Origin of the sequence: Amycolatopsis marina, from assembly GCF_900111885.1 — a bacterium.
GTDB classification, from domain to species: Bacteria; Actinomycetota; Actinomycetes; order Mycobacteriales; family Pseudonocardiaceae; genus Amycolatopsis; species Amycolatopsis marina.
Genome location: NZ_FOKG01000005.1, coordinates 232,185 through 252,382 on the forward strand (window position 1 = coordinate 232,185; position 20,198 = coordinate 252,382).

The 20,198-nt window shown below is 69.2% G+C and carries 19 protein-coding genes; 8 read left to right on the forward strand and 11 right to left on the reverse strand.

What is annotated here, in order from left to right:
* Positions 1–7 precede the first annotated feature (7 nt).
* Genes BM199_RS10710 through BM199_RS10720 form a run of 3 tightly spaced genes read right to left on the reverse strand, consistent with a single transcriptional unit; the run spans position 8 to position 2,822 of the window.
* Positions 8–1,228 (reverse strand): aminotransferase class V-fold PLP-dependent enzyme, encoded by a 1,221-nt coding sequence (locus tag BM199_RS10710; protein ID WP_245788280.1) that lies wholly within the window; start codon positions 1,226–1,228, stop codon positions 8–10.
* On the reverse strand, positions 1,225–2,007 hold the full coding sequence (locus BM199_RS10715; protein ID WP_091672493.1) for a tryptophan 2,3-dioxygenase: 783 nt from the start codon (positions 2,005–2,007) through the stop codon (positions 1,225–1,227). Before BM199_RS10715 ends, BM199_RS10710 begins: the two co-directional genes overlap by 4 nt.
* On the reverse strand, positions 2,004–2,822 hold the full coding sequence (locus BM199_RS10720; protein WP_091672495.1) for a PaaX family transcriptional regulator: 819 nt from the start codon (positions 2,820–2,822) through the stop codon (positions 2,004–2,006). Before BM199_RS10720 ends, BM199_RS10715 begins: the two co-directional genes overlap by 4 nt.
* Before the next feature lie 265 nt (positions 2,823–3,087).
* Here BM199_RS10720 and BM199_RS10725 point away from each other — a divergent pair, with 265 nt between their 5' ends.
* Together BM199_RS10725 and BM199_RS10730 are read left to right on the forward strand one after the other, a co-directional pair.
* Entirely contained in the window at positions 3,088–3,849 is a 762-nt protein-coding gene (locus tag BM199_RS10725) for a creatininase family protein (protein ID WP_091672496.1), read from the forward strand.
* Between the two features lie 4 nt (positions 3,850–3,853).
* Positions 3,854–5,389 carry a benzoate-CoA ligase family protein gene (locus tag BM199_RS10730; protein WP_245788281.1) on the forward strand — a complete coding sequence of 512 codons (1,536 nt, stop codon included), beginning with the start codon at positions 3,854–3,856 and terminating at the stop codon, positions 5,387–5,389.
* 13 nt (positions 5,390–5,402) lie between these two features.
* Here BM199_RS10730 and BM199_RS10735 read toward each other — a convergent pair whose 3' ends face one another.
* The 3 genes from BM199_RS10735 to BM199_RS10745 form a co-directional block, all read right to left on the reverse strand.
* The gene (locus BM199_RS10735; RefSeq protein WP_245788282.1) at positions 5,403–6,320 is read right to left on the reverse strand and encodes a lysophospholipid acyltransferase family protein; all 918 of its coding nucleotides are present in this window, start codon (positions 6,318–6,320) and stop codon (positions 5,403–5,405) included.
* Complete coding sequence (locus BM199_RS10740) at positions 6,317–7,099, reverse strand: GNAT family N-acetyltransferase (protein WP_091672499.1); 783 nt, start codon at positions 7,097–7,099, stop codon at positions 6,317–6,319. The genes BM199_RS10735 and BM199_RS10740 overlap by 4 nt, the downstream gene beginning before the upstream one ends.
* Positions 7,100–7,220: 121 nt before the next feature.
* On the reverse strand, positions 7,221–7,832 hold the full coding sequence (locus BM199_RS10745) for a TetR/AcrR family transcriptional regulator (RefSeq protein ID WP_091672501.1): 612 nt from the start codon (positions 7,830–7,832) through the stop codon (positions 7,221–7,223).
* A 58-nt stretch (positions 7,833–7,890) separates the two neighbouring features.
* On the opposite strand from BM199_RS10745, the gene BM199_RS10750 reads away from it, so the two are divergent.
* Together BM199_RS10750 and BM199_RS10755 are read left to right on the forward strand one after the other, a co-directional pair.
* Positions 7,891–8,298: a hypothetical protein gene (locus BM199_RS10750; protein WP_091672503.1), complete on the forward strand. Its 408-nt coding sequence runs from the start codon at positions 7,891–7,893 to the stop codon at positions 8,296–8,298.
* Positions 8,299–8,310: 12 nt separating this feature from the next.
* Positions 8,311–9,546, forward strand: coding sequence for a cytochrome P450 (locus BM199_RS10755; protein WP_091672505.1), 1,236 nt, complete (start codon positions 8,311–8,313; stop codon positions 9,544–9,546).
* Between the two features lie 53 nt (positions 9,547–9,599).
* Here BM199_RS10755 and BM199_RS10760 read toward each other — a convergent pair whose 3' ends face one another.
* From BM199_RS10760 to BM199_RS10780, 5 genes are all read right to left on the reverse strand, one after another.
* A complete protein-coding gene (locus BM199_RS10760; RefSeq protein ID WP_091672506.1) occupies positions 9,600–12,764 on the reverse strand; it encodes a M36 family metallopeptidase in 3,165 nt (1,054 codons plus the stop codon).
* Positions 12,765–12,930: 166 nt separating this feature from the next.
* The gene (locus BM199_RS10765) at positions 12,931–13,779 is read right to left on the reverse strand and encodes a hypothetical protein (RefSeq protein ID WP_091672508.1); all 849 of its coding nucleotides are present in this window, start codon (positions 13,777–13,779) and stop codon (positions 12,931–12,933) included.
* Positions 13,776–14,354: an RNA polymerase sigma factor ShbA gene (gene shbA / locus BM199_RS10770; RefSeq protein ID WP_091672510.1), complete on the reverse strand. Its 579-nt coding sequence runs from the start codon at positions 14,352–14,354 to the stop codon at positions 13,776–13,778. Before shbA ends, BM199_RS10765 begins: the two co-directional genes overlap by 4 nt.
* 275 nt (positions 14,355–14,629) lie before the next feature.
* Positions 14,630–15,589: an electron transfer flavoprotein subunit alpha/FixB family protein gene (locus BM199_RS10775; protein WP_091672512.1), complete on the reverse strand. Its 960-nt coding sequence runs from the start codon at positions 15,587–15,589 to the stop codon at positions 14,630–14,632.
* A gap of 38 nt (positions 15,590–15,627) precedes the next feature.
* Positions 15,628–16,413, reverse strand: a complete 786-nt coding sequence (locus tag BM199_RS10780) for an electron transfer flavoprotein subunit beta/FixA family protein (protein ID WP_091672513.1) — start codon at positions 16,411–16,413, stop codon at positions 15,628–15,630.
* 264 nt (positions 16,414–16,677) lie between these two features.
* On the opposite strand from BM199_RS10780, the gene BM199_RS10785 reads away from it, so the two are divergent.
* From BM199_RS10785 to BM199_RS10800, 4 genes are all read left to right on the forward strand, one after another.
* Positions 16,678–17,514, forward strand: a complete 837-nt coding sequence (locus tag BM199_RS10785) for a DegV family protein (RefSeq protein WP_091672515.1) — start codon at positions 16,678–16,680, stop codon at positions 17,512–17,514.
* 75 nt (positions 17,515–17,589) lie between these two features.
* Positions 17,590–17,790: a hypothetical protein gene (locus BM199_RS10790; RefSeq protein WP_091672517.1), complete on the forward strand. Its 201-nt coding sequence runs from the start codon at positions 17,590–17,592 to the stop codon at positions 17,788–17,790.
* Between the two features lie 49 nt (positions 17,791–17,839).
* Positions 17,840–18,625, forward strand: a complete 786-nt coding sequence (locus BM199_RS10795; protein ID WP_091672518.1) for a class I SAM-dependent methyltransferase — start codon at positions 17,840–17,842, stop codon at positions 18,623–18,625.
* Complete coding sequence (locus tag BM199_RS10800) at positions 18,622–20,112, forward strand: 1,4-alpha-glucan branching protein domain-containing protein (protein ID WP_091672520.1); 1,491 nt, start codon at positions 18,622–18,624, stop codon at positions 20,110–20,112. The genes BM199_RS10795 and BM199_RS10800 overlap by 4 nt, the downstream gene beginning before the upstream one ends.
* The last annotated feature ends 86 nt before the right edge of the window (positions 20,113–20,198 follow it).

Consider the following 20,198-nt stretch of genomic DNA (forward strand, 5'->3'; position numbering starts at 1 on the left):
GGTTCCTTCAGCTCCTGATGACCTCACCGAGCGCGTCCATCGCGGACTCCAGCTGCCGGTCGGAGAGGTAAGGAGCGGGGCCCAGCCGCAGGTACTCACCCCTGCTGTCGGTGCGCACTCCCCGCTCGGCCAGTGCGCGGCGTACCCCCGCCGCGTCCCGGCAGCGCAGCGCGAGGAATCCGCCGATCCCGGCAGGCGGAGTCTCCCTGTCCCTGACGATCTCCCGCTCCGGCAGGTCCAGCGAGTCGAAGCGATCGGCGAGCAGCCCGACCTGGTGCCAGGAGATCTCCCGCAGCAGCGGGGAGTCCAGCCCGTGCTCGGCGAAGAACCGGAACACCCGCGCCGCGCGGTAGTGGCTGGTCGGGTCGTACGTCGCCCCGGCAAAACGCTCGGCGCCCGGCGCGTACCCCACCCTTCCGGTGGCCCGCTCCCGGTCGAGGTCGCCGAACTCGGCGAACCATCCGGTGACGACCGGGCGGAACCGGTCCGCGTGCGAAGGCAGCCGCAGGACGCAGTTGCCCTCACCGAGCTGCAGGTACTTGTAGCCGCCGCCGAGCACCCATGCCGTGTCGAGCCCCAGGTCGTGAACGGGCGTCGGCACCACACCCAGCGCGTGATACGCGTCGACGACCAGCTCCACGTCGTTGCGTACGCAGGCGGCGGCCAGTGCGCCGAGGTCCGGAACGATCCTGGCGCTTTCGAACAGCACCCGCGACACCAGCACCGCGGCCGTGCCCGGCGTCGCTTCGGCGGCCAGCCGCTCGGCCAGCGTGCGCACCGGAGCCGAGGGAACGCGCACGATCTCCAGCCCGGCCTCTCCGAGGCGGGTCAGTTGGCGGCGCACGGTGTGGAACTCGCCGTCGGTCGTCACGAGCCTCGGCCGTTTGCGCAGGTCGAGCGCGGACAGCAGCCGGATCAGCAGCTCGTGGGTGTTGGCTCCCAGCGCGAGCACGCCGCCCGGGTCACCGAGCAGTCTCCGGTAACCGTCGCGCACTTCTTCGGCCTTCGCGAAAGCCCGCTCCCACTTGCCGTCCACCTCCTGCGCGGCGTCGTCGAAGGCCTCCAGCAGCGCCTCCCTCGCCGCGTCCGGCCAGGCCTGGTGGGAATGTCCGGTGAGCGAGAGCCGGTCCGCGACGCGGAACCGGGAGTAGTGCCGGGCGAGCGCGTTGGGCGAACGGCGGACGTCGGCCAGCGTGATCGGCGAAGTCGGCGAGGTCGGCGAAGTCACAGCCTGCTCCGCACGGCCCACAGGTCGGCGAACATCGGTGTGAACAGGGTGGTCCGCAGGTACGCCGCACCCGAGGAACCGCCGGTGCCGGACCGGTCACCGATGGTGCGTTCGACCATCTTCACGTGCCGGTAACGCCACTCCTGCATGCCCTCGTCGAGATCCACCAGGTGCTCACACACCGAAGCCGGACCCGCGTCGTCGGCGTAGACCCTCAGCAATATCTCCTGCACCTCGGCGGAGGGCTCGTACGGCGTGGCGACATCCCGGCCCTCCGGCACCGGGTAACCGTGCACGCCGAGGTAGGCGAGGAACGAGTCGAACACCGAAGGGCGGGACATCGCCGCCGCGATCCGGTCGCGCGCCGCACTGCCCTCGGCGTAGTGCCCGAGCACGCGCTCGTCCCGCCTGCCGAGCACCACCTCCAGTTCCCGGAACTGCGCGGACTGGAACCCGCTCGCCGCGTCGAGCCGCTCACGGAAACCGGTGAACTGGCTCGGCGTCATCGTCTCGAGGACATCGATCTGCGCGACCGCGACCTTGAGCACCGTCAGCACTCTGCGCAGTGTGCGCAACGTGTGGGCGGTGTCGCCCTCGGCGAGCCGCGCCTGCGCATAGGTCAGCTCGTGCAGCAACTGTTTGAACCAGAGTTCGTAGACCTGGTGGATGACGATGAAGAGCAGCTCGTCGTGTTCGTCGGAGCGCGGGCGCTGCGCGCCGAGCACCTCGTCCAGCGCGAGGTAGGAGGTGTATGTGAGTGCGGGATTCGGTTCGGTCATGGCTTGGTCACCTCGTCGAAGTGGCGCTGGGCCGGTTCGGCCAGCGCCGCGTAGAGATCATCGAACAGTCGTACCGCTTCGGCGCGGCTCGTTGGCGGTGCCACGAGAGCGCCGGGCAGCTCGGGGTCGAACATGGGGAACTGCCGGAACGCGTGCGTGAGCGTGGTCCTGACGCCGAACGCGGCGGGGTCGTCGAGCGGCAGGCCATCCCGCCCGGTCCCGAGTCCGCGGAACCTCTGGACGAACTCCGTGTAGCGCCTGCCGAGTTCCTCCAGGTCCCAGGCGCGGCGGATCAGCGTGGCCGGGTCGAGCGCTGCGGCGAGACCGCCCCTGAGCAGCGCCGCGTGCCGCTCGATGCCGAGTTCACCGAGCAGGGCCACGACATCGGCTTCCCGGTCGTGCGGTGTGAGCCAGATACCGTCGCCGAGAGTCCCGAAACCGAGGAACCGCAGGCGCCGGACCAGCCGCTCACGTTCGGGCCGCCGGTCCTCGGGCACGTTGTGCCACAGCAGGGTCCACTCGCCTGGCTCGGTGCGCTGCCTGCCCAGGGCGAATATCCGCCGGTCACCGTCCTCGAGCAGCGATGTGGCGCGGTCGGTGAGGGTGTAATGCACCCTGCGCCCGTCCTTGCGCCGGTGCAGCAGCTCGCGGTGCACGAGACGGGCCAGCGCGATTCTGGCCGCCCCCTCCGAGAAGCCGAGCTCACCAAGCAGGGTGACCAGACCGCCTGCCCACACGGACCGCTCCGCCCTCGGCCGGAGGTAACTGCCGAGCATCGTCACGACCAGTTCCTGCGGTGCGCGGGCGTCGGTCATACCTGCCGGCCCGGATTCTCGCGGAAGTCCCGACCTTCGGCCGGAGCGCGTTCACCCATTCAACTCCCATCATCACGAGGAGAACAGCTCGTTTGACTGTATACACCCATCCTCGCCCGGGTGTAATTTGTCCGAGATGAGCATGGGTCATCGCCGCTACCGGCCAAAGCCGCGGTGACCGGCCTGATCCGGCTCCACACTGGCCGGGGCACCGTCGGCATGCAGGGCCGGCGCGGTGCGACGCGGACACCTCTGGGGAGGGAACATGACCTATTTCGCCGAACTGGCCTCACCTCAGGTGGACGCGCTACGGACCGGTGATCGCGTACCGGTGCTCCTACTGCCGATCGGCGCGGTGGAGCCACACGGTCCGCACGCCCCACTCGGCACCGACGGCCTGATCTCCTCGGCGATGTGCGAAAGGGCCGTCGCCCACTTCTCCGGGGACGAGCACGTGCGGCTGCTGATCCTGCCCGCGCTGCCCTACGGCGTCACCAGGTACGGGGCCTCGTTCGCGGGTGCGGTGCACATCAGCGAGGACACCCTGCACTCCCTCGTGGTCGAGGTGTGCACCGCGTTGGTGGAACAGGGCCTGCACCGCGTCCTGCTGGTGAACAACCATTTCGAGCCGGAGCACGTCGAGACCCTCCGTCGCGCCGTACGGACGATGGAGGTCCGTCACGGCGTCCACATCGGACATCTGGACCTGGTGCGCAGGCGGCACGCAGCTCAACTCACCCCGGAGTTTCGTGCCGGAGAATGCCACGCGGGACGCTACGAGACCTCGCTCCTACTGGCGGAACGCCCCGAACTGGTCGACGCCACCTCCATGCGGACGCTGCCGAGGGTCCGGGTGAACATTCCGGCCGCGGTGGCCAACGGAAAGTCGACATTCGAGGCGATGGGAATGGGTCAGGCTTATTGCGGGGCCCCCGCCGAAGCCAGCGGGGCGGAGGGTTCCACCACCTACGACACCCTGGTCGCGATGCTCGCCGATGCCGTACGGGAACTGGCGAAGGAGGTGTGACCGCGTGAACCTGTCGGCGTACTTCCTGGACCGCAACCTGGACGAAGGCCGTTCCGCCGACACCGCGCTGATCTGCGGCGACACCAGCCACACCTACGCGGAACTGAAGGAACTCACCGACCGGGCGGCCGGTGCACTGCGGGAACTCGGCGTCGGCAAAGGCGACCGCGTCCTGCTCGCCTGCAGTGACAGCGTGGAGTTCGTCGCGGCATGGTTCGGCGCACAGAAGATCGGTGCGGTCACCGCCGAGGTCTACACCTTCCTCAAACCCGAGGACTACCGGTACTTCCTGCGCTACACCGAGGCTTCGGTCGTACTGGTGGACGCGCAGACCATCGAACCCGTCCGACAGGCGCTGGGCACCCTCCCGGACGAGGACCGGGCGGTCGTCGTGGCGACAAGGGTCGCACCGGAACTGCTCCACTCCGGCGAGCATCCTTTGGAGACACTGCTCAAGCAGGCCGTCGCAGTGCGGGAAGCGGTCACCATGGCGGCCGAGGACATCGCGATCTGGAAGTTCACCACCGGTAGCACCGGGGCGCCGAAAGCCTGTGTGCATCCCGTTCGCAGCGCACTGAAGAGCTTCGAGTGCTACGGGCGCGGAGTGCTGGGGCTGGGCTCCGACGATGTGGTCCTCGCGGTGCCGAAGTTGTTCTTCGGTTACGCGCGTGATCTCGTGGCGCTCTTCCCCTTCGCGGTCGGCGGGACAGGGATCGTCTTCGCCGAGCGCAGCACACCCGAACTGATCTTCGAACTGATCGAGCGGCATGGCCCGAGCATTCTGGTCAACGTGCCGACGATGATGAGCGCCATGGCCGCCCATCCGCGCCGGCACGACGCCGACCTGAGCTCACTGCGGCTGTGCACCTCGGCGGGGGAAGCACTGCCCGCGGAACTGCTCCGCCGCTGGGACCGCGCCTTCGGCGTCCCGGTGCTGGACGGAATCGGCTCGTCGGAGGCTTACCACATCTACATCTCCAACCGGCCCGGCGCGACGCGGCCGGGCACCGTCGGCACCCCGGTTCCCGGCTACACCGCCCGGATCGTGGGCGAGCGGGGCGAGCGCCTTCCGGACGGCGAGATCGGCACGCTCGAGGTCACCGGGCCGACAACCGCACTGGAATACCGTGGTGCGCCGGAGAAAACGGCCGAGACGTTCGACGGCGACACCGTGCGGACCGGAGACCTGTTCAGCCGTGATTCCGACGGCTTCTTCACCCATCACGGGCGCGCCGACGAACTGCTCAAGGTCGGCGGGATCTTCGTCGTTCCCAGCGAGATCGAACATCGGCTGATCGGGCATCCGGACGTCGTGGACTGCGCCGTGGTCGGGCACTCCGACGGGGAACTGGTCCGGCCGTGGGCCTACGTCGTACTGCGCGAGGGGGCGACGGCCGACGGCACCCGACTACGCGAGTTCCTCAAGGCGAAGCTGCCCGGATACAAGTGCCCCAAGACGTTCCACGTCGTCGACGAACTCCCCCGCACGGCCAACGGCAAACTCGACCGCAAGGCGCTGCGGGCGAGAAACCGGCCATAACCGCGCACGATCATCACACGCTGGCGCGGCCGCGTGCCGGGATGTCGATCTCGGGCGCGGGAATGTCGAACACGCGTGCGGGGAACGCGAACACGCGGTCGTGGCCGAGTGCCGCGTCGACCGCGGCTTGGGCCAGCGCGGCCAGTTCGCGGCGGTCGGCCGCCCGGCCGGGGGCGATCTCCGGGCAGACGAAGACCTCCAGGACCAGTCCGCGCAGGCGGGCGACCCGGCGCACCGAGTCGATCAGTGACTCCGGCCCGATGAAGGCTGGTTCCGGCGTCTCCCGGCCATCGGCCAGCCGGTAGCGCAGCGCGACCGGGCGCACGGGCACCCCGCCGTCGATGGCCGCCTGGAAGGCAGCCGTGGTGAACCGGCCGGAGCCCAGCCCGCACCACGTGGTGCCCTCCGGGGTGACGTTGACCAACGAGCCATCGCGCAGCACGGTGGCGAGCTCGGCCATCGTCGCGGGGAGGGTGGACAGCCGCTCCCGGTCGAGGAAGATGCTGCCCGCCCTCGACACGAGACCGCCGAGCACCGGCCAGCTCGCGATCTCCTTCTTTGCCAGCGCGCGCATCGGCCGGACGGCGTTGACCGCGGCGATGTCCAGCCAGGAGATGTGATTGTTGACCACAAGGGCACCGCGACCGGCAGGCGAGTTCCGCAGATCCGCGCCGCCCCGCACGATCAGGCGCACGCCGAACGCCCGCAGCACGCCGGTGAAGACCAGGCGTACCAGCAGCTCGCGCGCTCGCCGCCCCAGCACGAACAACACCGGGGCGAGCAGCAGTGCGCCGAGGACCACGCCGATCGCCGCGCTGAGCCGCAACACCCCGCGGGGGAACGCGACGGCGGGCGCGGGCTCGGTCAGGCAGGCATCGCCGCAGGGGGAAGTGGGCATCCACGGATGCCTGCCCGGGATCGCGGTGGTCATGACCCGATCCCGAGGAAGAACTTCAGGTAGCGCTCGTCGATGCGCTGAAGATCCAGCAGGACGAAGAAGTCGGCGACATCGAAGTCCGGATCGAACGCCGGTGGCCCGCAGACCTGCGCGCCGAGCCGGACGTACCCCTTGAGCAGCGGTGGCAGCACGGATCGAGTCGGCCGCGCGACACCGGTGTCGTCCCAGGGGTGCAGGGGCACGACCCGCCGCGAGTCCGGGGAATAGTGGCGTGCGCGAACCACATCCCACACGCCTGCCGCGTAGCTGCCCCCATCACTCAGCGGAACCGATGCGCAGCCGACGAGGTAGCGGTGCCCGGCGAGGAGCATGTATCGGGCGATTCCCGCCCAGACCAGGCTCACCACGCCGCCACCACGGTGCGCCGGGTCCACACAGGAACGTCCTGCCTCCACAAGCGACGGACGAAGGCGGGACAGTGCGGCCAGGTCGAACTCGGTGTCGGAGTAGAGCCCGCCCGCCGCCGCGGCGCGTTCCGGTGGAAGCATCCGGTAGGTTCCGACGATCTCGCCGCTCGTGTCCTCGCGGACCACGAGGTGGTCGCAGAAGGCGTCGAACTCGTCGATGTCCAGACCGGGCTGTGGGGAGCGGATCGTCGCCCCCATCTCCTCGGCGAAAACTCGGTAGCGAAGCCGTTGGGCGGCAAGGACTTCTTCGTTGTCGTTGGCGACGAGCAGCGAGTAGCTCGGAGTACCCGCCGGGAGCTCGGCACCCGTCTGATCAGTGCTGACGAGTAGCTGGGACCGCGTCATACCCTAGGTCTACCGGCCGGATCGGAGACACGGAGAGTCCCATCCGGTGACCCTTCGATGCACACTCCGTTAACGCGAGGTTCTCAGGTTCCTCTCAGCCTTGGGCTCGCCCGGTTCCAGCTCACGTTGCGGGTGGCCGCAGCCCGCTCAGCAGCCGCGACATCACCTGCGCGCACTCCTCCCGCACCCGGGCCTTGTCCGCGTCCTCCGCATCGGCCAACAGCATTCCGGCCGCGCCGAGCAGGGAAAAGGCGAACCGGGTCGTCGTTTCCATGGGAGTCGGCTCGATGTGCCCGCTCTCGACGAGGGCGCCCAGCATCTGCTCGACGAGGCCGTACGCGAACTTCTCCTCACACAGCTTCCAGCCGTGCCAGCCGAGCGCGACCGGCCCCTCGTGCCAGACGAGTCTTCCGTAGAGCGGGTCGCAGCAACGTTCGAGGAACTCGTTCAACGCGACCATCGCCGACTCCCAGGGATCGGCGACCCCGGCCGCCGCTTCGGCCACCCGTCGCATCGCATCGGACTCCATGACCTCGAATACGGCCTCGAACAGGGCTTTTTTGCTGGAGAAGTGGTGATAGACGGCGCCACGGGTGACCTGGGTGGCCGTGGCGACGTCATCGAGAGCGGTCCCGGCGAACCCCCGCTCGGCGAACATCCGCGTCGCCGTTTCCAGTAGGGCCGCGCGCGTGGCCTCCGAGTACTGCTCCCGCCGACTCTTGACAGATGACATACGGGAAGCATAGAAACATACACAGAGTATGTCACCAACACAGAGCAGGTGAGCCGCCATGACCGAGGCATGGGAACGCGCAAGACGGCGCAGGCAGCTGACGCACGCGGTGCTGGACGGCCTCGTTGACCAGCGGAATCCGGTACTCACTCACGCGCAGTGCGCCTCCATCGAGGCGGAGTTCGGTGATCTCGACAGCTTTCTCGGAGAGGTCCAGGCTTACTGGTACCGGGCGTTCGACGCCCGACTGGACCAACTGCTGGCCGAGGACGACCCGGAACTGGGCGCGCGGGTCGACGCACTCTGGCAGGCGCTGTCCCGGGAACAGCCCGCAGCGCGCCGCCTGCTCGACGCGTACGCGGATCGACCGACCCTCCGCGCGGGCCAGGAACACCATCGGCAACGACTGCTGACGGCGACGGGAGCCGACCAGGAGTTTTTCCGGAAGCAACGAGCCATGACGTGAAGGAGTAGTGGAATGACGGAGAATGTGGTGACGGAGAACGACGAGGTGCTGTTCGATCCGTTCGCGCCCGGATTCACCGACGACCCGTATCCGCAGTACCGGCAACTGCGCGAAGCCGGACCGGTATACCAGCATCCGCTGGGGTTCTGGCTGCTCACGCAGCACGCCGAAGTGTCGGACCTGCTGCGGTCAGGGCTTTCCGTCGAGGACCGCAACCTCGGCCCGAGTCCGATGCGGGACCTGCGCGAGCAGGCGGGCATCGACGTGGACCCGCGCGCAGGCGGACTGTCCATGCTGGACCGCGATCCGCCCGACCACACCCGGCTGCGGTCGCTGGTGTCGAAGGTGTTCACTCCGCGCTCGATCGCGGCACTGGAACCCGAGGTGACCGCCCTGGTCGACGAGGCACTGGACCGAATAGCGGAGGCCGGCAGCGTCGACCTCGTCGAGGAGCTGGCGTTCCCACTGCCGTTCGCGGTCATCTCCCGGATGCTGGGGATGCCGCCGGTGGACCACGTCCGGCTGCGGGAACTGACCGCACAGCTGGTGCGCTCCCTCGAACCCGTGAACGATCCGGCGACGCTCGCCGCGATCGCCGCAGCCGATGCCGAGCTGTCCGCCGTCATCGCCGATGTGATCGCGTGGAAGCGGGACAACGAGGCGGACGACCTGCTCACCGCGCTGATCGCGGCCGAACACGACGGCGACGTGCTCAGTGACGAGGAACTGGTGGCGCAGGTGGTGCTGCTCTACGTCGCGGGCCACGAGACGACCGTGAACCTCATCGCGGGCGGTGTGCTCGCGTTGCTGCGAGAGCCGGACCAGCTGGCACTGTTGCGTGAGCGGCCCGACCTCGCGGGCGCCGCGACCGAGGAGCTGCTGCGCTACGACAGCCCCGTGCAGCTCAGCAGACGAATCACCCTCGAACCGCACACGATTCTCGGGCACGTCATCCCGCCGGGGTCCTTCGTCATCGCAAGCCTCGCCTCGGCCAACCGGGACGAGCGGTTCTGGGGCCCGGACGCCGACCAGGTGCGCATCGACCGGCCGGACGCACGCAGACACGTCTCCTTCGGCGGCGGCCCGCACCACTGCCTCGGCGCGGCGCTGGCCCGGCTGGAGGCGCGGGTCGCGTTCGGCAGGCTCGTCGAACGCTTCGACACGCTCGCCCTCGACGGCGAGGTGGAGTGGAACGGTCGCATCAACCTCCGCGGTCCCGGCCGGTTGCCGGTGAGCGTGACGGCATAACGACGTCAGGGGCACCCTGCCGTGTGGCAAGGGTGCCCCTGACAGCTTCTGTCCTACTGGGTGTCGGTCGCGGTGAGGGTGATCGGGATTCCCGCACCAAGCCAGAGCTGGCTCAGCACGAAGCGGGTGCCGCTCGGCAAGGTCGCGGACTCGTCGGCAGCCGCGGAGGCGGCCGAACCGGTCGGCGAGCAGGATGCGTCATAGAAGTACAGATCCAGGTCGTACGGGGCCGTGCTGTCCCCGGTGACCATCACCTTGTGCGCACCGTCGCCGAAGCTCGCCGGGAGTTCGGTGACCCAGCCGTCGGCGCCCTGGGCGGGCGGGGGCGGCACAGTGCAGTTCGACGTCAGTGCAGCCGCGGTGACGCCGGTCGGCGCGGATCCGGTGGACGGGTTGCCCGCCGCGATCGTGCCGTTGTCGACCACCGGCTCGTCCGGCGGTGTCGGTGGCAACGGCTCGACACCCTTGACCTTGCCGGAGAACACCTGCAGCTCCGCCGCCTGCACCCGCGTCTTCGTCTCGCCAAGCGCGGAGTCCGTCCAGAAGCGCACGTAACGAGCATCCACCGGATTGTCCAATGTGAACGTCCGGTAGTGCAGATCCGGTGCGGTCGGGCGAGGTGTCTCGTAGCCGAAGGCGTCGGTCTCCACTCGTACCGTCTGCCAGTTGACCCCGTCCGTGGATGTCTGCAGCGCGAACCCGCGCAGGCCCTCGAAACGGGACGTGGTGAACGCACTCACCTGCACCGCGGAGATCGGCGCAGCCTTGGCCAGTTCGATCGTGGCGTTGCCGGTGCCCGGCGCCGCCGCCCAGCTGCTGGCCTCGGTGTCGTCGAGCAGTTTGTCCGCTCCTGCCGAGGTCGAGGAGACGACCTTGGCACCGTTGGCCGTCGAGGCCAGGTTGGGCTGCATCGAGAACTGCTTGGCGGTCGTCTTTCCCGCGCGAACCGAGACGTCGGTGAAGGTGTGTGCGCCGAAGCCGGGGGCGGAGATCGTCACCGGATAGCTGCCCGCACTGACCGGGGCGGAGAACGCACCGGTGGAGGAGGTCTTCCGCAACGGGCTCACCCTTGCTTCGAAGACTCCGAGCATCACCTTGGCCCCGGCGATGGGCTCACCGGTCGACGCGTTCACCACAGTGCCGGTGAACGTTCCGTTGTGTGCCGGGTTCACGTGCGCGAACGAGGGCACGGGATCGGTGTCCTCGCCCCCTTCGGTCGTCGCGGCGACACCGAGCCCGCGCTCGGCGAACGCACCGAAGACGAGATCGACGACCGTGGCGTAGTCGGTCCGGGAGTGGTACCGGTTGTCCAGCGCGGTACGCATTGCGTCCCGCATGTCGATAAAGGACGGATTAGGCGGCGAGAGCGGCATCGCGTCGGTGACGATGCGGGCGCTCATCTCCCCACCTGCCTTCTCGCCGAACTTCGCGACGAGCGCCTTCCGGACGTCCCACAGCGCGGTCGTCCAGATCTCACCGTCCGAGTGCACCTCCGCGCCGACGAGGTCGTAGCCGATGTCGCCGAACGTGGTCGGGTTCTCGTCGTAGTCCCAGTTGCGAATGCCCCGGTCCGCGTTGCCGGTGACGTACTCACCCACGACCGCACGGTCGGCAAGGCCGTTGCCGTAGAGGTAGTTCAGCGCATACCAGTCACCCCAGCCCTCGCCCATCGATCCGGACTGGTGGGTGCTCAGGGCGTTGTCCTCGCCACTGACGTACCGGTTGGACAGACCGTGCGCGTACTCGTGCTCGATCACCGTGGCATCGAAGTTGCCGTCGGTGTACGGCCCCTCGAACGCGTCGTTGATCGGCTCCCAGAGGAACATCCCGCTCCACGGCGGCAGACCGTCGGGAAGCGTGAGCATGTACGCGTTGTCCCTGCCGGTGTAGGTCGGCGCCCCGCCGGTGGCCGCACCGGCGTGCACGAGACCGAGGATGGGATCCCCGCCCTGGCCGCCCTTCCCGCTGTTGTTGACCTGGAAGTTGCCCGCCGACTCGGTGAAGCCGAGGGCGTAGAACTCGTCGTGAATGCGGTTGTGCTGCCAGAACAGGTTGGTGCTGGCCGGGTCGACGTCGAGGGCATAGCTCGGCGGGACCGTCTCCCCCTCGCTGCGTGCCCAGTTGCTCGCATAGGAGTAGTTGAACTGGGAGGTCGCGCTGACCGGTCGCGGACCCTGGTCGGCGGGAACGAGGAAGTTCGAGTAGTTGGCGTAGGTGTCGGCGTTGTTGCCCGCCGTGGTGGGGCCGGCCAGGCCGGCGATACCACTGGGGTCGACGTAGCCGGAGGGGGACTGCTCGGTCGGCCCGAAGGGTTTGATGACCGGCGCTCCGCCGCGTTCGGCACCGGGGTGGTTCTCATACACGGTGCCCTCGGCCTCGTGGTCGACGAGGCTCGCCCGGTAGAGCACCACGCCACTCACGGCGTCGATGACGGTGTCCCAGGCCTGATCGAGCGCCTTGACGAACAGCACGTGGTAGGCGGGCCGAGCTCCGTCCGCAGTGGGGAACGCAGCGCGACGCACGTAGGACTCGGCACCGAAGGGGCCCTTGGCGAACACCTGGAAACCGGCCCGCTCACCTGCCGCCTCTGGGGTGAAGTCGACATCCGGCGCCAACTCCGCCGCCGTGGCCCCAAGCGCCGCGGCCGGGGTCAGCTGGTGCTCCTCCAGCAAACCGCCGCTGCGGACCGGGTCGCCCGCGTAGGAGAGCACGCGACCGTCCTCGGTCACGGCGATGGTGAGATGCCCGCCACGGACCGCTCGGACGCCACCGAACGTCTGCACGAGGGTCACGACCGTGGTGCCGGTTCCGTTCAGCTCGTGCTCGCCGACAACGTCCAGCGCGGCGACATCCTGCTCGGTGAGGCCGAACAGCGCCTTGTTCACCTCCACAAAGGACCGAGCGACGGTCACCGGGTCACCCGATCGCGGTTCGGTCAGCCAGCCGCCGTCCTGCCTGATGGTGCGGGGGGTGCCGAATCGAGGATCCCAGGTGACCCTGGTGCCCGCGCCTGCCTGGCTCAGCAACGGCGAGACGGCGTCGATCTGTTCGGCAGTCGGTCGCACCTCTCCGGCGCGGCGCACGTCAATGACCGCGTCGGTATCGGCCTGGCGTACGGCTAACTCCGCCGGATCAACGGCGGCCGAAACGGCAGCGGGAGCCATCGCCATGGTGATGACGAAGGCCAACGCTGCCGCGACTAGCGGGCGGACACGCATGAACTGCTCCTCGGTGTCTGATTCGACTTCGCTCGGCTCTGAACTACGGGTAAGCGATCGTTCATAGATCGAGACGGCAGCCAAGGCGCAACGCAATGAGGACACATCGGACGGAAATGCGACCGAACGGTCCTGGGCCGATACGGCATTCGGCGCAGTGGCGGTCTCAGCCGGGTAACGGCGGAACGTTCAGCGTGGGAGCGGGAACGCCCGGTTGGACCGGCACCGCGGTGAGCGGCGCGGGGGGAGCCACCTCGCCGGTGTCCGGCGCGGGCACGACGTTCCGCTCCGGCGGGACCGTCGACCGCGCCGGGCCACGGGCGGGTGCGGCGGTCGATGGCACGGCCTCGGCCGGAACGGCGGGTGCAGACCGCTCGCCGGCCGACGGTGCCTCAACACGAGTTCGCGGAGCGGGGCGGCCGACCTCGACTGCGACGACCAGTACGCGCAACTGCTCGACCTCGGTACGCAGACGTTGTGCCACAGCAGGTTCGCGGACGTCGGTGAGCAGGACACTTGCCTCGTCGAGCAGACGGTCCGCCTCCGTACCGCGTCCTTGGTCCAACGCGGCCCTGGCCGCACCGAGCGTCTGTACAACCGCGTCGGCCGCGGTTCTCGACTCGGCACGGTCCGGGTACAGGACGCGGGTGACCGGCCACAGCGGACTGTCCGGTCCCGCGTTCGCCGCCGCGAGACTCGCACCGCCGAAGGCGACGACCGTGGCAGTGGCACCGGCCAGCACAGCGCGAGCCGCACGGCCACCGAACCGGCGGGAGCGCGGCACTTCGGGTGCGGACAGTACGGACAGGGGCTCACGGACATCCGCTTCCGTACCGTCAGGCAGGGCGCGACGCCATTGTGCGAGCAGGTCCGCCACCGCGCCGGAGTCGGTATCGGCCTGCTGCTCACCCCGGCCCAGTCGGTCCAGCAGCAGGTCATCGGCGGCCATGGTGACCTCGTCCACCTCGTCCACCGCGTCGTCCCGGCGCGGGCCGGTCGAGCCGAATGTGGTCACAGCGCCAGCACCTCCCCCACCGCGTCCCGGGTCCACTCCCGCAGACGGGCGAGCGCCCTCGATTGGGCCATCCGCACGGCCGAAGGGGTCATGCCGAGCACCGCGCCCACCTCGTCCGCGGACAGACCAGCGGCGACCCGGAGCGCGATGATCTCGCGCTGTGTCTCGGAAAGGTGTTGCAGCAGTCCGGTGACGCGGCGGAACATGTCCGCCGCGACGGCGTGCCGCTCCGGGCCGGGAGCCTCGTCAGCGGGCTCGGCGATGGTGTCTACCGGCCGCACGAGCGCGAATCTGGCAGCGGCACGGTGGGCATCGGCGACCTTGTTGGCCGCGATGCCGTACACGAACGCGGCGAAGGGCAGGCCCCGGTCCTGATAGCGGGGCAGGGCCTGGAAGACGGCGAGGCACACCTCCTGCGCGACGTCGTCTGGTGCGACATGAGTCGCGCCGAGCGGGCCGAGCCGGGCCCAGCAGTAGCGCAGCACCCCCGGCCGGATCGCTGTCAGCAGCTCCGCCGCGGCAGCACGGTCGCCACGAATGGCCCGCCACACGACGCCATCGTCGAGCTCCGCCATCGGGACAGCTTCCGCGCCGGCTCACCAAAAAACAAGACACGAACGACGTCAGTGCTTGTCTGAAAACTCGGGTCCGCGATCGAATCGCCAGGGCCCTGGCTCCCAGGAAGTGTCCGGTACTGCTGCTTGACGCCCTGCCGCCTCGATAGCGGGACTTCGTCGGCCGAGTTTCACGAATCACCGTGACCTCGGAGTCCGCCGTTTCCAGACGCAGGTCAGGGCCACCCCCGCCGTGACGGGGATGGCCCTGACCGTGTTGCGTTACCGGTGTGCGATCAGCCCTTGCGCGCGGCGATCGCCTCGGTGAGCTGCGGTGCGACGTTGAACAGGTCGCCCACGACACCGAAGTCGGCGATCTCGAAGATCGGGGCCTCCGGGTCCTTGTTCACCGCGACGATCGTCTTCGACGTCTGCATACCGGCCCTGTGCTGGATCGCGCCGGAGATGCCGAGCGCGACGTACAGCTGCGGCGAGACCGTCTTACCGGTCTGGCCGACCTGGAACTGCGCCGGGTAGTAGCCCGAGTCGACCGCGGCACGCGAGGCACCGACGGCGGCGCCGAGCGAGTCGGCCAGCTTCTCGATGACCTCGAACTTCTCCGCGGAACCGACACCACGACCACCGGAGACGACGATCGAGGCCTCGGTCAGTTCGGGGCGGTCGCCACCGACGACCGGCTCGATGCCGGTGATCTTGGCGGCCTTGGCCGGGTCCACCGCGGGAAGCTCCACGGTCTCCTCCGCGGCGGCGCCGTCGGCCTGCGTGGCCTCGACGCTGCCCGGACGCACCGAGATGACCGGGGTGCCCTTGGCAACCTTGGCCTTCACCGAGAACGCCCCACCGAAGATGGACTGCTCGGTCGTGCCGTCGGAGTTGACGTCCACGACGTCGTAGAGCAGACCGGAGCCGATCCGGATGGCGAGCCGCCCGGACACCTCCTTGCCCTCGGCGGACGCCGCGACCACGACCGCGGCAGGCGAGGCCTGCTCCACGAGCGCGGCCAGCGCGTCGACCTTCGGGGTCACCAGGTAGCTGCCGGCGTCGTCGGACTCGGCGACGTAGACCTTCGCCGCGCCGTAGGACGCCAGCGACTCCTTCACCTTGCCGGCCGTGCCGGGCGAGCCGACCACGACGGCCGACGGCTCACCGAGCTCGCGGGCCGCGGTCAGCAGCTCGTAGGTGACCTTCTTGACCTCACCGTCGACATGGTCGACGAGGACGAGTACTTCAGCCATTTGTTACTCCTCGAGGAAGACTGGAGATGTCAGACGGATCAGACGAGCTTCTGGCCGACGAGGTACTCGACGACCTTGGTGCCGCCGTCGCCCTCGTCCTCGACCCGCTGACCCGCCTCGCGCGGCGGCTTCGGGGAGGCCTCGAGCACGCTGGACCACGCGTTGTCCAGGCCCACCTCACCCGCGTCGACACCGAGGTCGGCGACCGTGAGCTTCTCCACCGGCTTCTTCTTCGCGGCCATGATGCCCTTGAACGACGGGTAGCGCGGCTCGTTGATCTTCTCGCCGACACTCACCACCGCGGGCAGGTTCGCCTCGAGGTGGGTGATGCCGTCGTCGGTCTCCCGGTCGACCTTCACCGTGGAGCCCTCGACGCTGACCGTGCGTGCGTGGGTCAGCTGCGGCACGCCGAGCACCTCGGCGAGCATGGCCGGAACGGCACCGCCGCGGCCGTCGGACGCCTCGTTGCCCGCGATGACGAGGTCGAAGCCTCCGGCCTTGTTGATCGCGGCGGCCAGCACCTTGACGGTGGCGACGATGTCGGAGCCGCGCAGGCCCTCGTCGGAGACGTGGATGGCCTTGTCGGCACCCATCGACAGCGCCTTGCGGATCGCGTCGGTCGCGCGGTCGGGGCCCATCGAGAGCACGGTGACCTCGCCCTCACCGGCTTCCTTGATCTTCAGGGCCTCTTCGACGGCCTTCTCGTTGATCTCGTCGAGAACGGCGTCGGCGGATTCGCGGTCAAGCGTGTGGTCACCGCTCGAGAGCTTGCGCTCCGAGTAGGTGTCCGGCACCTGCTTGACCAGAACGACGATGTTGGTCATGGGTCTACTTCGACCTCCCGATACTGGAGCGCTCGTGCACCCGGACAGGGCTCTACTGGCCGGTAGATTATGGGGTTTTCCGGCCGTTGGCCCGGCGAGGTGACCGCATTCACCTGGAATCCCGGTTTATTGGGACGATGGTCCCGGTAATTCTACGTCCGACGTCGCTTATGTTCACCTTGATCATTACTTCTCGTGGCCCCGGGCGTCCGTTCGGGTGCAAGGCACTACTTCGACTGGGTGCAAACGAGTTAACCTCCGGTCGTGCCCGTAGCAGTAATCACCGATTCGACAGCCTGCGTGCCGGACCAACTGGCCGCACAGTGGGGCATCAGCGTCGTCCAGGTCCAGATCCACGTCGACGAACGAACCGACGACGAAAACCGGTTCGACCGGGGCGAACTCATCAACCTCCTCCGGTCGGGAGCCGACATCTCCACGTCACCCCCCGACCAGGGCGCGTTCTTCTGGACCTACCAGCAGGCCGTCAGCCAGGGCGCCGACGCCATCGTCAGCCTGCACATCTCCGGGAAGCTCTCCGCGACCGTCGAGGCGGCGCGAGCGGCGGCCCAGCAGGTCCGCGTCCCGGTGCACGTGCTGGACAGCAGCACCACCGGGATGAGCCTGGGCTTCGCAGCACTGTCCGCCGCACGGGCCGCCGCGGCGGGTGGGCACCCGAGACGGGTGATCGAGGCCGCCGAGCGCAGGCTCTACGGCAGCTCCGAGTTCATCTACGTGGACACACTCGAGTTCCTGCGCAAGGGCGGGCGGATCGGGGCCGCGGCCGCGATGCTCGGCACAGCGCTTTCCCTGAAACCGCTGATCACCATCCGCGGTGGCGAGGTCGCGCCCCTGTCGCGAGTGCCGGGCACAAAACGAGCACTGACCAAACTCACCGACATCGCCGTCGAGTTCGCCGGCTCGCGGCCGGTGGACATCGCCATCGCCAGTGCGGCGCCGTCGGAACGGGAGATGGCGATGGTGCAGCAACTCAGGGAACGGCTGGTGGACCTGCGGGAGATCGTCCTGGTGCAGGGCAGTGCCGTGATCGGTGTGCACACCGGGCCCGGTGCGCTGGGCGTCACCGTGTCGCCCGCCTGACGGGCCGGAACTGACAGCGGCCCCCCGACGTTGGAGAATGGTCGAGACGGATTCACTGGCGCCGGAAGGACCGACATGGCATCGCTCTTCAGCAAGGTGGCCCGCTTGGCCAGCAGCCCACAGGGACGCCGCGCCATCGCGCAGGCGAAAGAGTTCGCCAGCGACCCCCGCAAGCGACAGCAGGCCAAGGACGCACTGAACAAGCTGCGTGATCGTGGCAAGGGCGGCGGCACCGGGGGCAGCGGGGGCAGCACCCCACCACCTCCCAGCCACTGACCGGCGGTGCAGCGGGAGCGTCTCGGCACTGCGGTTAGGGTCCCTACCTGTGAGTACTCCATCTGCCGAGGCGTCCGCCCGCGCCGACGCCCTGCACCTGACCGGCGAGCGCACCGTGCCGGGCATCCCGGAGGAGAACTACTGGTTCCGCCGACACGAGGCCGCGTACGTCGCGCTCCTGCCCTACTGCACGGGCGCGACGGTACTGGAGGCGGGCTGCGGTGAGGGTTACGGCGCGGGGCTGATCGCGCGGCGGGCGGAGCGGGTACTCGCGCTGGACTACGACCAGCCGACCACCGTGCACGTGGCCGCCCGCTACCCCGGCATTGCCGTCGCGCGGGGCAATCTGGCCTATCTCCCGGTCGCGACCGCGAGCATCGACGTCGTCGCGAACTTCCAGGTGATCGAGCACCTGTGGGACCAGGGCGGCTTCCTCGCCGAGTGCCGCAGGGTGCTGCGACCGGGCGGACGACTGATCGTCACCACGCCCAACAGGCTCACCTTCACCCCGGACAGCGATACGCCGCTCAATCCCTACCACACCAGGGAACTCGCACCGTCCGAACTGGACGAATTGCTGCGTGAGGCCGACTTCGACGTCGAACTGCTGCACGGCCTGCACCACGGCCCCGGTGTGCGCGCACTGGACGAGCGGTACGGCGGGTCGATCATCGACGCCCAGCTCGACGTCGTCATGGGACAACTACCCGGGCAGGCCGTCTGGCCCGAGCCGTTGCTCGGTGACATCGCCGCGATCCGCGCGGAGGACTTCGCGGTGCACGGCGACGATCTCGACGCGAGCCTGGACCTCGTGGCCGTGGCGGTGGCGCGATGAGCGGGTCGGAGGGCACGTTCTGCCTGGTACTGCACAGCCACCTGCCGTGGCTGGCCCATCACGGGAACTGGCCGGTCGGCGAGGAGTGGCTCTACCAGTCGTGGGCGCACTCGTATCTGCCGGTGGTCGACCTGCTGCGACGCTTCGCCGACGAGGGGCGCAGGGACGTGCTCACCCTCGGGGTGACTCCGGTGCTCGCCGCGCAACTCGACGATCCCTACAGCCTGCGGTCGTTCCACGAATGGCTCGGCACCTGGCGGCTGCGCACCGAACACGCCGCGGGCCTGTGGCGCGGGCAGGACGCGCTCAGCGCACTCGCCGCCGACGAGCACCGGACGGCGACGCGTGCACTGGAGGACTTCGAAACCCGGTGGCGGCACGGGTTCTCCCCCGTGTTGCGTTCCCTTGTGGACTCCGATGTGGTCGAACTGCTCGGTGGCCCGCTGGCGCACCCGTTCCAGCCGCTGCTGGAGCCGCGGGTGCGCGACTTCGCGCTGCGCGGCGGACTGGACGACACGCGGCTGCGGATCGGGCGCAGGCCCGAGGGGATCTGGGCGCCCGAGTGCGGCTATGCGCCCGGCATGGAGACCGGCTATGCCGAAGCCGGGGTGCGGCGGTTTCTGGTCGACGGTCCCTCGCTACGCGGCGACACCTCGGCGGCGCGCACGGTCGGGTCGTCGGACGTGGTGTGCTTCGGCCGGGATCTGGAGGTCACCTACCGGGTGTGGTCCCCGAAGGCGGGCTACCCAGGACACGCGAACTACCGCGACTTCCACACGTGGGCGCACGAGGTCGGGCTCAAGCCGTCGCGGGTGACCGGTAAGACGGTGGAACCGGCCGACAAGGCCCCGTACGAACCGGCGCTGGCCACGGAAACCCTTGGCGCGCATGTGAAGGACTTCGTGGACACCGTGGTCACCCGGCTGCGGTCGTTGCGCGAACAGCACGGACACGAGTCGCTGGTGGTCGCCGCGTACGACACCGAGTTGTTCGGGCACTGGTGGCACGAGGGGCCCGCGTGGCTGGAGGGCATTCTGCGGGCGCTACCCGAGGCCGGGGTGCGGGTGACGACCCTGCGCGGCGCGCTGGAGGCGGGACACCTGGGCGGGCCGGTGGACCTGCCCGCGTCCTCGTGGGGCTCGGGCAAGGACTGGCGGGTGTGGGACGGCGAGCAGGTCGCCGACATGGTGGCGGACAACACCGCGCTGCAGCACCGGCTGCTGGCGGCGCATGAGCGCACCGGGCTGCGCGACCCGGTGCGCGATCAGGCCCTGCGCGAGGCGATGCTGGCACTGTCGAGCGACTGGGCCTTCATGGTCACCAAGGATTCCGCGGCCGACTACGCCCGCCGCCGCGCCCAAACCCACACGGCAAGATCCGACGAGCTGCTGGCCCTCCTGGACACCGACCCCGCCCGTGCCCTGTCCCGCGCGTCCACCCTCCGAGCCGAGTCCCCCTTCGGCCACATGGACGCCCGCACCCTCTAGCCCGAGATTGCCATCTGCGTACACGAGATCGCTATCCACGCACACGCGTTCGCGTTTGCCGCACACGAGTTCGCCGTTCGGGTGTC

Excerpts from the sequence above, each read along its gene's own strand:
- BM199_RS10715 (WP_091672493.1), bottom strand. The coding sequence starts at position 2,007 with ATGACCGAACCGAATCCCGCACTCACATACACCTCCTACCTCGCGCTG.
- BM199_RS10720 (WP_091672495.1), bottom strand. The coding sequence starts at position 2,822 with ATGACCGACGCCCGCGCACCGCAGGAACTGGTCGTGACGATGCTCGGC.
- BM199_RS10725 (WP_091672496.1), top strand. The coding sequence starts at position 3,088 with ATGACCTATTTCGCCGAACTGGCCTCACCTCAGGTGGACGCGCTACGG.
- BM199_RS10735 (WP_245788282.1), bottom strand. The coding sequence starts at position 6,320 with ATGACCACCGCGATCCCGGGCAGGCATCCGTGGATGCCCACTTCCCCC.
- BM199_RS10740 (WP_091672499.1), bottom strand. The coding sequence starts at position 7,099 with ATGACGCGGTCCCAGCTACTCGTCAGCACTGATCAGACGGGTGCCGAG.
- BM199_RS10745 (WP_091672501.1), bottom strand. The coding sequence starts at position 7,832 with ATGTCATCTGTCAAGAGTCGGCGGGAGCAGTACTCGGAGGCCACGCGC.
- BM199_RS10750 (WP_091672503.1), top strand. The coding sequence starts at position 7,891 with ATGACCGAGGCATGGGAACGCGCAAGACGGCGCAGGCAGCTGACGCAC.
- BM199_RS10755 (WP_091672505.1), top strand. The coding sequence starts at position 8,311 with ATGACGGAGAATGTGGTGACGGAGAACGACGAGGTGCTGTTCGATCCG.
- BM199_RS10760 (WP_091672506.1), bottom strand. The coding sequence starts at position 12,764 with ATGCGTGTCCGCCCGCTAGTCGCGGCAGCGTTGGCCTTCGTCATCACC.
- shbA (WP_091672510.1), bottom strand. The coding sequence starts at position 14,354 with ATGGCGGAGCTCGACGATGGCGTCGTGTGGCGGGCCATTCGTGGCGAC.
- BM199_RS10775 (WP_091672512.1), bottom strand. The coding sequence starts at position 15,589 with ATGGCTGAAGTACTCGTCCTCGTCGACCATGTCGACGGTGAGGTCAAG.
- BM199_RS10780 (WP_091672513.1), bottom strand. The coding sequence starts at position 16,413 with ATGACCAACATCGTCGTTCTGGTCAAGCAGGTGCCGGACACCTACTCG.
- BM199_RS10790 (WP_091672517.1), top strand. The coding sequence starts at position 17,590 with ATGGCATCGCTCTTCAGCAAGGTGGCCCGCTTGGCCAGCAGCCCACAG.
- BM199_RS10800 (WP_091672520.1), top strand. The coding sequence starts at position 18,622 with ATGAGCGGGTCGGAGGGCACGTTCTGCCTGGTACTGCACAGCCACCTG.